This is a genomic window from Pontiella sp. (genome assembly GCF_041622395.1).
Classification (GTDB): domain Bacteria; phylum Verrucomicrobiota; class Kiritimatiellia; order Kiritimatiellales; family Pontiellaceae; genus Pontiella.
On record NZ_JBFJYW010000003.1, the window covers coordinates 19,617 to 31,556 of the forward strand.

Annotated in this window: 12 protein-coding genes; 4 read left to right on the top strand and 8 right to left on the bottom strand. The window is 59.1% G+C overall.

Annotation, left to right across the window (positions count from 1 at the left end; all coding sequences use genetic code 11):
- Positions 1–12 precede the first annotated feature (12 nt).
- The 5 genes from ABYO54_RS00450 to fni are packed head-to-tail and all read right to left on the bottom strand — an operon-like array spanning position 13 to position 4,914.
- The gene (locus ABYO54_RS00450; protein WP_372805823.1) at positions 13–819 is read right to left on the bottom strand and encodes an ion transporter; all 807 of its coding nucleotides are present in this window, start codon (positions 817–819) and stop codon (positions 13–15) included.
- Entirely contained in the window at positions 812–1,744 is a 933-nt protein-coding gene (locus ABYO54_RS00455) for a mevalonate kinase (RefSeq protein WP_372805824.1), read from the bottom strand. Before ABYO54_RS00455 ends, ABYO54_RS00450 begins: the two co-directional genes overlap by 8 nt.
- 3 nt (positions 1,745–1,747) lie before the next feature.
- Complete coding sequence (locus ABYO54_RS00460) at positions 1,748–2,752, bottom strand: mevalonate kinase (RefSeq protein ID WP_372805826.1); 1,005 nt, start codon at positions 2,750–2,752, stop codon at positions 1,748–1,750.
- A 1-nt stretch (position 2,753) separates the two neighbouring features.
- Positions 2,754–3,926 carry a hydroxymethylglutaryl-CoA synthase gene (locus ABYO54_RS00465; protein WP_372805828.1) on the bottom strand — a complete coding sequence of 391 codons (1,173 nt, stop codon included), beginning with the start codon at positions 3,924–3,926 and terminating at the stop codon, positions 2,754–2,756.
- The gene (fni, locus tag ABYO54_RS00470; RefSeq protein ID WP_372805830.1) at positions 3,910–4,914 is read right to left on the bottom strand and encodes a type 2 isopentenyl-diphosphate Delta-isomerase; all 1,005 of its coding nucleotides are present in this window, start codon (positions 4,912–4,914) and stop codon (positions 3,910–3,912) included. The genes ABYO54_RS00465 and fni overlap by 17 nt, the downstream gene beginning before the upstream one ends.
- A gap of 178 nt (positions 4,915–5,092) precedes the next feature.
- Between fni and ABYO54_RS00475 the strand changes: the two genes are divergently transcribed.
- Positions 5,093–5,698 carry an RNA polymerase sigma factor gene (locus ABYO54_RS00475; RefSeq protein ID WP_372805831.1) on the top strand — a complete coding sequence of 202 codons (606 nt, stop codon included), beginning with the start codon at positions 5,093–5,095 and terminating at the stop codon, positions 5,696–5,698.
- Here ABYO54_RS00475 and ABYO54_RS00480 read toward each other — a convergent pair.
- Positions 5,646–7,832 (bottom strand): serine/threonine-protein kinase, encoded by a 2,187-nt coding sequence (locus tag ABYO54_RS00480; RefSeq protein WP_372805834.1) that lies wholly within the window; start codon positions 7,830–7,832, stop codon positions 5,646–5,648. The genes ABYO54_RS00475 and ABYO54_RS00480 overlap by 53 nt on opposite strands.
- Before the next feature lie 57 nt (positions 7,833–7,889).
- Entirely contained in the window at positions 7,890–8,546 is a 657-nt protein-coding gene (locus tag ABYO54_RS00485; protein WP_372805835.1) for an HAD hydrolase-like protein, read from the bottom strand.
- Between the two features lie 213 nt (positions 8,547–8,759).
- Here ABYO54_RS00485 and ABYO54_RS00490 point away from each other — a divergent pair, with 213 nt between their 5' ends.
- Entirely contained in the window at positions 8,760–9,182 is a 423-nt protein-coding gene (locus ABYO54_RS00490) for a peptidylprolyl isomerase (RefSeq protein WP_372805837.1), read from the top strand.
- Positions 9,183–9,358: 176 nt separating this feature from the next.
- On the opposite strand, the gene ABYO54_RS00495 is transcribed toward ABYO54_RS00490, so the two are convergent.
- The gene (locus tag ABYO54_RS00495) at positions 9,359–10,522 is read right to left on the bottom strand and encodes an aminoacetone oxidase family FAD-binding enzyme (RefSeq protein ID WP_372805839.1); all 1,164 of its coding nucleotides are present in this window, start codon (positions 10,520–10,522) and stop codon (positions 9,359–9,361) included.
- A gap of 49 nt (positions 10,523–10,571) precedes the next feature.
- Here ABYO54_RS00495 and ABYO54_RS00500 point away from each other — a divergent pair, with 49 nt between their 5' ends.
- Together ABYO54_RS00500 and ABYO54_RS00505 are read left to right on the top strand one after the other, a co-directional pair.
- On the top strand, positions 10,572–11,141 hold the full coding sequence (locus tag ABYO54_RS00500; protein ID WP_372805840.1) for a DUF4136 domain-containing protein: 570 nt from the start codon (positions 10,572–10,574) through the stop codon (positions 11,139–11,141).
- A 141-nt stretch (positions 11,142–11,282) separates the two neighbouring features.
- Complete coding sequence (locus ABYO54_RS00505) at positions 11,283–11,846, top strand: helix-turn-helix domain-containing protein (RefSeq protein WP_372805842.1); 564 nt, start codon at positions 11,283–11,285, stop codon at positions 11,844–11,846.
- Positions 11,847–11,940 lie beyond the last annotated feature (94 nt).

Consider the following 11,940-nt stretch of genomic DNA (forward strand, 5'->3'; position numbering starts at 1 on the left):
CGCCGGACGGGTCTACAATCTCGCGCCGCAATACTTGCAATGCCGGGCATCGGCGTCGTGATCTCGATGCCCGCAGGTATTGCACGTGCGTCCATCGCGCTCCTGCGCGGCCGACAGCCCCAGCTCGGCGGTGATGATGCCGGAGGGCACCGCGATGATACTGTAGCCGATGATCATGATGCAGGCCGCCAGCGTCTGCCCCAAGGGCGTGTGCGGGGAGATGTCGCCGTAGCCGACGGTGGTGAGCGTGACGATCGCCCAGTAGACCGACTGCGGAATGCTGGTGAACCCATTGGCCTCGCCTTCGATGACATACATCAGGGAACCGATGATCACGACGATCGTCATGACGGTTACGAGGAAAATGCCGATTTTCCGGCGGCTCGAGATCAGCGCATTCTTAAGCAGGTCGGCCTCGCCGACATATTGCGCCATCTTGAGCACGCGGAAGATGCGGAGCATCCGCAGCACTTTGATGACATCGAGGAAGCGCGTTCCGGGAATGAACAAGCCGATGTAGAACGGCAACACCGCGAGCAAATCGACCACGCCGAAAAAGCTGCGGGCGTAGCGCAGCGGGTTTTTCGCGCACCAGAGCCGCAACCCGTACTCGATGGTGAACAGCAGCGTGAAGAGCGCATTCAGGCAAAACAGCAACACGCCATAGTCGGCGCGGACCGACTTAACGCTGGAAAGCATGGTCAGCCCCACGCTCGTCAGGATGGCGACGAATAGGAGAACGTCGAACAGCTTTCCCAACGGCGTATCGGCTTCGAAGATGATTTCGTAGACGCGCTCTTTTCGGGATGGCTTACTCATGGTACCGGCATCCTGCAGGCGTGATCTCCAAATGGTATACGGGATAATCCAACCCCGCCAAATCCGCATAGCCCGCCCCGATGGCGCAGTCCCCGAGACCGGAGCCGGAAATTTTTGCCCCGAACACATCGGGCGAGGCCTGCAATGCGGAGACGATTTCCGCCAGCTCGGGGGTATTGACGCCCATTTGGTCCATCAGTTGCTGATGCCGGTTGAGGATTTTCCCAAACGCGGGGAAGTCGCGCCGCTTCAGGCAACCGATCGCGTCGGCTACGCCGGCATCGATCTCGGCATCGATCTTCCGGTATTTTTCCGGATCGGCGCTGCGCAATTGCTCGACCCTCCTGATCACTTCGGGCGTCGGGGTTTTATAGCCGCAATAGACGGCCGTGAGCGGAATGGAGAGACCGACGGGTTGGAAGGTCGGCGGGATCTCATAGCCCACCATGCCGCCAAAGACACTGGCGGCGACATCGGCGCCCGACCCGCGGCCCTGCACCGAGCGCACGGTTTCGACGGCCTGCTTGAACAGTTTTTCAGGGGCGGGCGGTTTCCCCGTGATCCAGCGCAACAAAGCCGCATGCGTCGCCACCGTCACCGCGGCGGAGGAGCCGAAGCCGATGTCCGCCGAAAAATCGGAATCGATCGACAACTCGAATCCCGTTGGAATGAAGGGGAATTGCTGCCGGATCGCCTGAAGCACGAATCCGAGCGAGGGGTGATCGACCAAATCGTTGAGCGGCGCCTTGTACTGGCCGAGTGCCGAAACAATGCGTACCGAATCGTCGTCCGAGGGCTTCAGTTTCACGGTCATGCGACGGCTGATCGCCCCGACCAGAGCCTTGTGCCCATGAAGCACCGCATGCTCCCCGAGCAGCATCAGGCTGCCGGGCGCAGAAGTTTTAATGCAGGCGTCATTGGCCATGATCTACACCATGCGGGTTCCGAGTGGGTCGCCGCGGACAGGCGATACGGTGTAGCCATATTTGGCGCAGAGTTCGTCGGGCTTGCGATCGGCAAACACGAGTACCACGCCCCCCTTTTCGCCGAGCACCGATCCCGCGCCGCAGACCTTGGCGGAACCGCCCGCGCGTTCGATATCGGCAATGAAGCGCCGCACGGGTTCCGGCACGACGCCGATGGCGGAGAGCAAGCGGTTGTTTTCGCGCACCAGCCAATGGATCTTCTGTTCGTTGTTGTGGCGGATGGCGTCCTCGAAGGCGTTGGTGACATCTTCGAATTCGCTCCAGATTCCGCTGTTGCGGAAGTGGCGCTCGACCTCCATCACGCATTCGCCCGTGGACGAATCGGGGATGCCGGTTTGCACCATGAACATCTTGGTTCGCGGCAACGACATCGGCACGGCTTGGCCATTCTGGAAGCGGGCGCAACCGCCGTGAAGGGAGATGTAGGAGTCGACGCCGCTGGGTTTGCCGTGCTGGAGCTTTTCGGTTTCGAGCGAATATTCGTAGTACCATTCCGGCTTGAAGTCGACGCGCAGATAGTGCCCGATCGCACGGATCTCGCTGAGCACCGTCGCGGCGGACGAGCCCATGCCGCACCCGACCGGGATGCTTGAGCGCAGTTTCATCACCAGTCCGGAATCGACCTTGCGGTGCAGGCCGTCGAGGGTATGGATGAATGCGAACTTGAAAAGGTCGGCGGGCGCGCTCAGCACATAGCCGATACCGATCTGCCCATTGACGAACTCCTGGTATTTGCGATCGAGCCGGCGCTTGAAGTCGCGCAGCGCATTGATCGTGTGCGACTCGCCCAACTCAATCCCGGGGAGATCGAATGAAACCTGGTTTCCGGATTGCGGAGTCAGCTCGAAGACGGCGCTGCGGTCGATGGCCATCGCGATGGCTGGCTTGCCGTAAACCACGGCATGCTCGCCGCTCAAAATCAATTTGCCTGGAGCAACCGCCTTCATCTTATTCCACCAACGATTCGTATTCGCGCTTGTGCTGACTGATGCCCGAGAACCGGAAAGCCCCGGTCTTGTACTGAGGGAACACATAGTCCCCGCCATCGGTCGGCACGCCGTAATTAAAGATGTCTTCGTACTGTTGATACGTGAGTTCCGTGCGGTTCTCCAGCAAATTCCGGTGTTGATCGGAGAAGAGTACGGAGCGGTATCCGGGCTGGATGACGCCGCTGAAAAACTCGCCGACGCAGCCGGACCCATAGCTGTAGAGCCCGACCCGCTTGCCCGCCAGATCCTCTTCGCAGGAATCCAGCAGCGACGTGAGCCCCACATACATCGATCCGGCATAGCAGTTGCCCGTAATCCGGCTGTAGCGCAACGACTCGTCGAGCAACGCCCGCATCTGCTCCGCGTCCACATCGACCTTGGTTTTGCGGCACAACTTCTGATGGGCCTTTTCGGCCATTTTGGTGAACGGGATATGGTAGCAGAACCGGTCGAAATCGGTCAGCGAACGGCCGGTCAGCTCGGCATATTGTTTCCACGATTCCACCAACGCATGGATATAGACCATGGTGGAATATTTCCCGTCCACCAGCGCTTCCGAGCGATAGTTCGGGCGCCAGAAATCCATGACATCCTCGGTATAGTATCCGCACTCGGGATCGATGGCCATGATGCGCGGATTGGCGGAGACCAGGATCGCAACCGAACCGCAGCCCTGGGTGGCTTCGCCGGGACTGCCCAGCTCATAGCGGGCAACGTCGGACGCGATGACCAAGGCTTTCTTGGTCGGGTTGCGCGCAACGAAACCGATCGCCAGCTGAATCCCGGCCGTCGCACTGTAGCAGGCCTGCTTCAGCTCGACGCAACGGCAGCGGGACGACATTTCAAGCAAGCCGTGCACATAGATGCCCGCCGATTTCGACTGGTCGATCCCGCTCTCGGTGGCGAACAGCAGCAACTCCACATCCTCCAGATCGCCGGCGGCCATCAATGGATAGGCCGCGCTGGCCGCCAGGGTCACCACATCTTCGTCGGGCGAAGGGATCGCCATTTTCTCCTGCCCGATGCCGACATAGTATTTGTCGGTATCGACCGAACGGGCCGTGGCGAGCGTCTTCAAATCCACATAGTAGTGCGAGGTGTAGAAACTCAGCCGATCAATTCCAATTTTCATTCAAAATGAACTCCTCTTTGTCCCGGATCCCATCCAGGTTGCCCGCTCCCAACAGGAACATGGCCGTCGTAAATTCGCGTTTGATCCTACGAAGCACAATTCGTACCGCATCGGCCGACTCGCGCGCCGGATTCAGGAACGGCCGCGCCATGCCGCAAAGCGAAGCGCCCAGGATCATGCTTTTGGCCATATCGATCCCATTGCGGATTCCGCCCGAAGCAATCAGATTCATCTCGTGCCGGAATGGCTTCAGCATGCGCAGCGCCAAGGGCGTTGGAATTCCCCAGTCGCGGAACAGTTCGCCCAGTTCCGGGTCGTCGCTGCGGCGGCTTTCCACCACGCTCCAGGAGGTTCCTCCGCTCCCGGCGACATCGACATACTTGATTCCCGAGGCCAGCAAGTGTTCCACATCCTCCGCCGAAATCCCTGCCCCGACCTCTTTGATGATGACGGGTTTCTTCAGCGTCTGCACAATCATGGCAATCTTGTTGCGAAGCCCCCCGAAATCGGTATCGCCTTCCGGCTGGACCGCTTCCTGCAATGGGTTCAGGTGAAGGTACAGCCCATCGGCATCCAGCACCTGGAGGGCCGCCTCGCAATCGGCGAAGCCCAGCTCGTAGTTGAGCTGCACGGCCCCGAGGTTGGCGAGCAACGGAATGTTTGGGGCAAGCTCGCGCAGTTCAAAGCTCGCTCGCGCGGCATGGTCGGAAAGAAACACGCGCTGCGACCCCACCGCCAGCGCCACCCCTTCGGCCTCGGCGGCGATTGCGAGATTGCGGTTGATCCTGACCAGCTCTTCGTCAGCCCCGCCGGTCATCGAAGAAATTAGAAGAGGGAAGGCCAAATCCTTGCCCATGAACCGGGTAGAGGGATCCACATCCGCAAGGTTCAACTCCGGCAATGCACGGTGCGTCAGATGGATGCGGTCGAAATAGGTTTTGCGCCGATCGACCGCCCCGTCTTCGGAAACAATTGAAATGTGATCCATTTTTCGTTGGTTGATCTCAGTCATAATGGCGGGACTTTATAACGTTTCCCAAGGCATGGAAACCCTAAATGCAGCGAACGGGAGCGGCCCGCGCCCGTCATCGGTCGAGGATTTATTTTGCATTTCGCGACCCTAGGCCATAGCTTTGATGGTTTGCGAACCGTAGAGGACTTTCACTTTGGCAGCAGACGACCAATATCAAACAAGGGCAACGCTCATACAGCGCGTGCAAAACCAGCAGGATGAAAAGTCGTGGGAGGAGTTCGTCCAAGTCTACCGCCGCTATATCTACGCCATCATCCGCAGCATGAACATTTCGGAGCACGACACCGAAGATATTCTCCAGCAGGTCCTGATCAACCTCTGGAACAGCCTGCCTAAAATGGATTATGAAAAAATCAACCGCTTCCGCAGCTGGTTGAGCACCGTCACCAAGAATTGCGTTACCGACTTTATCCGCAAGCGCACCCGCGAGGCCAACCGCCTTGAAAAGGCAAGCAAGGACGACACCCTGGTCTACCTCAAGGCCATCCGTCTGCCGGAAATCGACACGATTGCAGAGCGCGAGTGGGAGATCCACCTGACGAACCTCGCGCTGGAAAACATTGAGCCGCTCTTCTCGGGCAAAGCGGTCGATGCCTTCCGCCTGACGCTTCAAGGCAAGAGCATCGAGGAGATCGCCTCAACCCTCGATCTGAAGGAAAACTCGGTCTACCGCCTGAAGAACCGCGTCAAGGAGCGTTTGATCCAAGAGATCCGCCACCTGCGGGACGAGTTGGAGTAGCGGACGCCGTCTTCGCCTTGGAAACCTGCTTGGCGCCCAAGGCTTTCGCTTGCCGTTCCGACACTTTCTTGGCGTCGATCACTTCGATCTTCTTTTTTCGGACCGTTTCGATTGCCGCCTTCGGGTAGTCGGCGACATTCAGGATGATCCGCTTCAACCGCAAGGGTTCAATCTGCCGGAACAAGGTGCTCGGGTTTTCCAGCGTCACCCCTTCCATCCGGAGTTCCTGCAAGCGGATGCCGCGCAATTCCGCTAGACTGTCCATCTCGGTGTGGCTGATGTCGAGCGAGGCGAGTTTAAGGGGCGCCAGCACGTTGCGGCGATAGACCCCGATGATGTTGATGTTGAATACGGTATAGGGCGAATCGGTCAAATCGAGATGATATCCCTCTTCGAGCTTGGTCAGCACCAGCGGCTTGCTCTTCGACCGGTTGACATAGTTCAACTTGTCGAGCACCACCCCGGCCAAGGAGGCATACTGCTCCGGCTTGGCCGAAGCCGGCCGGCGGCGCATGTGGTGGTAGTAGACATAGTACATGGTCATCTGGTCGGCCGTCCGGGCCTCCCGGAAGAGATCGGCCAATTGTTCGTCGGTCAGCCGCTTCTGGTCGACGGGCTTGATTTCCGCGTATTTCAGGCTCAATTCACGCAGCTGGCCAATACGCCGGGTATTCCCCGAGGCTTCGAAACATTCGTTGGCGGCATTGAACTCCTGCAGCACGAAATGGAGGATGCCCTTCTGTTCATAGAGATTTTGCTGCTTCACCGTATCGATGTTTTCGCTGAGCCCGGTTTCGAGCAGGTGGATCATCGAGGGCGCATTCACGAAATCGCGGCTGTGGACGGTGAACATCATCGCTTCGCCCAGCCCCGCGCCCAGCGTCTGCGCGGTCCGCTGCTCCTTGCGATAGAGCGCGAAGTTTTCCTCCGCCTTCTTGCGCTGCGCGATGGCCTGCGACTTTTCGCGGCTGATGGCCACCAGGTTGGCGCTGATCACAAAAGCGAGCAGCGACAGGAAAAAGATCAGCAGGAACGCCACCCGGCTGTGGCGTTGCAACAGCATCGAGGTCCGTGCGAACCATCCCGCATGCTCGGCCTCGGTCGGGTGTCCCGACAGAAAACGCGAAATGTCCTGCCGCAGCGCCAAGACGCTCTCGTAGCGCTCCTCCGGCGCCAGTGCCAGCGCCTTCATCATGACGGCAACCAGCCCATATGGAATCCGGCGGTCCGGCCGACGCCGGCGCGGTGGCACGATCTTGCCCTCGCGCGTATTGCGGATCACCTCGTTGGCCGATGCCCCTTCGACGGGCAGCTTGTGGGTCAGCAGCATGTAGAGGAGCGCCCCGAGGGAATAGATGTCGGTCTGCGGCGTCTTTTCGCCATAGGCGAGCGTCTGCTCCGGCGCCATGAAACCCGGGGTCCCCTTCATGGTACCGGAAAGCGTCATGTCGTTGAGCACATCGCCGTCGAGCACGCCGGCGTCTTCCCGGGCATTCTCGCCGGGGGCATTGACGACCCGCGCCAAGCCCCAGTCGCACACCAGCACCTCGCCGAAACTTCCAACCCGGATATTGTCGGGTTTGATGTCGAGGTGCAACACGTTGCGCGAATGGGCATAGGCAATCGCATCGCAAATCTTGAGAAAAATATTAAGGAGGGTTTCCTGCGGATAGGCGTCGCGGTAGGAAGCGTCGCCCTCCTTGAGCTTGCGAATGATCGTCTTGAGGCTGTCGCCGGGAATCAGCTCCATGGTAAAAAAGGGTTCGCCCGCTTGGTCCAGCCCCATGTTGTAGACCGGCATGATGTTCGGATGCGCCAGGTTTGCGGTCAGCCGCGCCTCGCGAAGAAATTGTTCCAAATCCTGCGGCGACTGGTTGCGCACGGCCCGCGCCATCGCAATCCGCCGATCCAGCCGATGGTCGTGTGCCAGGGTGATTTTCTTTTCCCCGCCTTCGGCGATCTTCTTGATCTCGCGGTAGCGGGCAACATCGTCCTTGAGCGAATTGAGGATCGGGGTCAGCGATTGGATTTCATCGGCCGACATTTCGAGCGAATCGGTATTGTAGAGGCTCGCCAGCGTCTCGAAACGCCCTGCGAACTCCTTTTCCAGATCCTTGTTACCGCCCTCGTCCATGCACGCTCCATTGGTTGGAATGGTGGACTATATCGCGTTTGCCCCCGATGGAAACCGCTAAAGCGCGGGAAAAATATCGAGCAGTTGCCGCGGGTCGTCGACGAGGTGGTCGGGATTGGCCCGGGCCAGCGCCTCGGCGGTATTGAGCCCCCAGCTCACCGCAACCGTCCGCGCCCCGGCATGACGCGCGCTTTCAACATCGATCGTCGTGTCGCCGACATAGAACAGGTGGGCCGGATCCAGCCCCTTTTGGCGGATATATTTTTCAACCCGCCGTTTCTTGCTGAGGACCGAATGGGTCGATTCGATTTCGTCGAACCAGTTTATCCGGTGTTGCGACAGGAACTTAAGAACGTTTTTCCGGCGGTTGGACGTGAGGATATCCATCAAATAGTTGCCGCTCTCATGGATTTTCGTCAGCGCATCCACCAAGCCCTTCGGCGGCAGGACCTGGGCCATCTGCGAGTGCATCAGCCGACGCGCATGAATGGCGATCACGGGCACCTTCCAGAGCGGAATTCCGCAATGGTCGATAAACTCGCGCATGGTCAGATGCCGCACCGCCTCGATGTCTTCCTCGGGCAGCTGGCGGTAGCCGTACACGCCGGAAAGCCGATTGAACACATCGTGGATCAGCATCATCGTTTCGGCCAGCGTGCCGTCGAAATCAAACAGAATGGTGGTCTTTTGCTCGGTCATAAAGAGTGGGAACATAGCTGTTCGCCGCAGCCAAAACCAGCCAATTCCGCCAATCCATTGCGTTGCCGTTTTTAGGGCGGATCTCCCACGGCATTGCCCATGATGCAGGCCGTGTCCGCACGGGCACGATTCGGCCGCGCTGATATCGGGGGCGGATAAAAGGGTTGTCATCACTCCTTCGGTCTGTATGGTTCTGCATCAATTCACATACAAACGAAGGGCAATTCAATGATCGAAAATGGACAAAAAGTAAAAATCCACTACACCGGAACCTTGGACGACGGCAGCCAGTTCGACTCCTCCGCCGGCCGCGCACCACTCGAATTCGAAATGGGTGCAGGCATGGTTATTCCCGGATTTGAAAAGGGCGTGGCCGACATGGCCGTTGGCGAAAAGAAGACCATCAACATCCCCGCCGCCGAAGCCTACGGCGAAAAGCGGGAAGATTTGGTGATGCAGTTCGATCGTTCCCAATTGCCCGAAGGCATGGAGCCGGAAACCGGCATGATGCTGCAGATGCAAGGCCCGCAGGGGCAGCCCATTCCCGTGACCGTCACGGCAGTCGCCGAGGAATCCATCACCATCGACGCCAACCATCAGCTGGCAGGCAAAAACCTCAACTTCGAGTTGGAGTTGGTTTCGGTCGACTAGACCCGCCATGGAACAGACCACAACCGTCCCGTTTTGCGCACCTGAGCCGAGCAACCTGATCCCGATGCTCGTGGTCATTGCCGCTTTCGTGCTTGCGGGATGGGCGGTCCGGCGCTGGCGGAAAAAACGCCGATCGGACCGCAAGTAGGCCCGAGGCCGATCCTCGACGAAACGTCCTACCGACCGGGCTTGCGTCTGCGCGGCTTCCCGGGGCGCTTCCGCTCCCGGGAATCATGGCCACGCCGCGGCGGCCGATCGCCGCGTGCGTCCGCCGGCAACGGCGGATATGCCTGCTTGCCGCACCGCTGGCCAATGGCGCCAACCGCTAGGCGGGCGGTCGAGAAGGCCGCCTGCAGGTTATACCCCCCCGTCGGGCCGTCGACATCAAGTACCTCCCCGGCAAAGTAGAGGCCGGAACAGACTTTCGACTCCAGGGTCCGGGCATCAACCTCCCGCAACGCAACGCCGCCGACCGTTACCATGGCCTCTTTGACGCCTCGCATGCCCAGCGGCACGATCTCCTCCGTTTTGCCGTCCAGGAACTTCACGACCAACGAGACCTTCTTGAGATTGTTCCGGGCAACGATGCGGCTGGCATCGGTCAACGCCGTTCCGCCCACGCCCCATTTTTCAATTTCGTAGACGCCGCGCGTCTCCGCCACCGGGCGCCCATCGGCGAACACATCGACCAACACCTTTTCGTAGACCTTGCCGACCCGGCCCTTCAGTACGCGGGGATCGACCTCGAAACCGACCAGCCCGGCGCGATAGGGCTCCACCGAATGTCCCAGTTTTTTCGCCCACTCCTGTCCATCGCCAACGGACCCCGTCTTCGGATAGCTGATCCCGCCGGTTGCAACGAGCACATAGCTGCCCTCCACCACGAAGTTGTCCGTGAAAACCCGGAACCCATTCTTCGTTTTTTCCAGCGACTGCACCGCGGAAGAACATGCCAGCGAAACATTGCGGTCCCGCAGCTGATCGGTAAAGAGGTTCAACACATCGGATGCGCACTCGGTATGGGGATAGACTTTGTTTCCCGTCTTCACCACCGTCTTCAACCCGTTCGCCGCAAACCATCGCTGAAGCATGGAAGGAGAGAACGCGCGTATGGCAGGATCGAGAAACGGCCCGACGGGTTCTCCGAACATCTGCAACATGCGCTCTTCCGAAATGTTCGTGGTCAGGTTGCACCGCGCGTTGCCGCACATAAGCAATTTGCGCCCCGGCTTATGCTTGCGCTCAAGCACCAGCGCCTTCAGCCCCAGCTCGCCCGCCGCAACCCCGGCCATCAGGCCCGCCGCTCCGCCGCCGATTATAATCAGATCCGTTTTACTCATAGACACCCATGTTGGCAGAACCTATATTCTTTTCCAACAAGGAGTCCCCATGAAAATCGCCAACGCCCTGCTCGTCGCCGCTACGCTGTCCCTGCTAACCGGATGCAACTCGATGAAGGTCACCTCCGCAACCACGGGCGACTTCGACTTCGGCGCCGTGAAAACCTATCAATGGGTGCCGGCTTCCACCGAGATCCTCAGCGAAGAAGATACCTATCTAAACGAAAACGTGCAGCTTGCGCTCAACAACGAGATGGCGTTGCGGGGTTGGAAGCAGGTCGTTGACGCCGACAAGGCCGATATCGAAATCGTCTACTACATGAAATTGAAGGAGCACGAGGAGTATACCGAGAACTTGAACACCGGCGACTCGCGCCCGGTCGGCGGATTCACGTTCAACAACGACACCGGACGCTGGGGCTACAGAAGCCAAAACCCCGACATCAACATGTACTCCGTCGAAGTCGGCACCCTGTTCCTGCAGATATACGACTCCCGCACCAGCGAAAACGTGTGGAGCGGAATTCTGCAAACCGAGCTGAATCGATCCAAACCGCTCGAAAAACAGAAGGATCTACTGCATCGCATCGCCCAAAAAATCACCTCCCGCATCCCGTAGCGACGCCAGGATTCCACCCCTTCGAATTGCCGATGGATAACGCCCCCGATTTCACACTTCATGAAGTGTGAAACAAGGCGGGACAACAAGCGGGAAGATTAGCCTTTCACACTTCATGAAGTGTGATAATTTTGCACTGTTATGAACGCATTGCAACCGACCCTCTGGCGAACCTGTCGGGTACTGGCCCACCCGGTACGGATCGATATTCTTCGGGAACTGCTGAAGGAACCACGCTCCGTGACGTTGCTGGCCGACACGCTCAACATCGCGGTAAGCGTGGCGAGCACCTACCTGCGCGCGTTAAGTGCCAGCGGCCTGATCCAAAACGTCCAGCAAGGACGGTTTGTCGTCTACTCGGCCACGCCGAACCCGCACGTGGAACACAGCCCCGAGATCTTCGAAGCCCTGCGGACTGTCATCGAAAACGGGATCGGCAACGCGGCGATCATACAAGAGGCGACCGCGTTCACGCATCCGCGGCGCATCGAGATCGTCCGAGCGTTGCAGGGTGCCCCACGGGACCCAACCGCACTCTCAACGGCCACGGGCATTCCGCTCCTGTCGTTGGGACGCCACATCGGGAAACTCGTAAAAAGGGAAATCATCGGGCAGACAGACTCGTGTTGCCACCTGCTTGAACCGAAGAACGTTTTGGCCGCGACGCTCATGGCGATCGCGCTCGACCAGGTGATTCCCGCGTGAACTCGGTAATCGCCATCACCGCCCTGACTTTGGCAGGCATCGCCATCTCTTTTGCCATTCGTCGGATGCGATTGCGAAGACGGGAAAAACTATA

What these genes read in the sequence shown, in the direction of transcription:
- ABYO54_RS00460 (WP_372805826.1), bottom strand. Translation starts at nt 2,752, where the DNA reads ATGAAGGCGGTTGCTCCAGGCAAATTGATTTTGAGCGGCGAGCATGCC.
- ABYO54_RS00495 (WP_372805839.1), bottom strand. Translation starts at nt 10,522, where the DNA reads ATGAGTAAAACGGATCTGATTATAATCGGCGGCGGAGCGGCGGGCCTG.
- ABYO54_RS00465 (WP_372805828.1), bottom strand. Translation starts at nt 3,926, where the DNA reads ATGAAAATTGGAATTGATCGGCTGAGTTTCTACACCTCGCACTACTAT.
- ABYO54_RS00490 (WP_372805837.1), top strand. Translation starts at nt 8,760, where the DNA reads ATGATCGAAAATGGACAAAAAGTAAAAATCCACTACACCGGAACCTTG.
- ABYO54_RS00485 (WP_372805835.1), bottom strand. Translation starts at nt 8,546, where the DNA reads ATGTTCCCACTCTTTATGACCGAGCAAAAGACCACCATTCTGTTTGAT.
- ABYO54_RS00505 (WP_372805842.1), top strand. Translation starts at nt 11,283, where the DNA reads ATGAACGCATTGCAACCGACCCTCTGGCGAACCTGTCGGGTACTGGCC.
- fni (WP_372805830.1), bottom strand. Translation starts at nt 4,914, where the DNA reads ATGGATCACATTTCAATTGTTTCCGAAGACGGGGCGGTCGATCGGCGC.
- ABYO54_RS00500 (WP_372805840.1), top strand. Translation starts at nt 10,572, where the DNA reads ATGAAAATCGCCAACGCCCTGCTCGTCGCCGCTACGCTGTCCCTGCTA.
- ABYO54_RS00450 (WP_372805823.1), bottom strand. Translation starts at nt 819, where the DNA reads ATGAGTAAGCCATCCCGAAAAGAGCGCGTCTACGAAATCATCTTCGAA.
- ABYO54_RS00455 (WP_372805824.1), bottom strand. Translation starts at nt 1,744, where the DNA reads ATGGCCAATGACGCCTGCATTAAAACTTCTGCGCCCGGCAGCCTGATG.
- ABYO54_RS00480 (WP_372805834.1), bottom strand. Translation starts at nt 7,832, where the DNA reads ATGGACGAGGGCGGTAACAAGGATCTGGAAAAGGAGTTCGCAGGGCGT.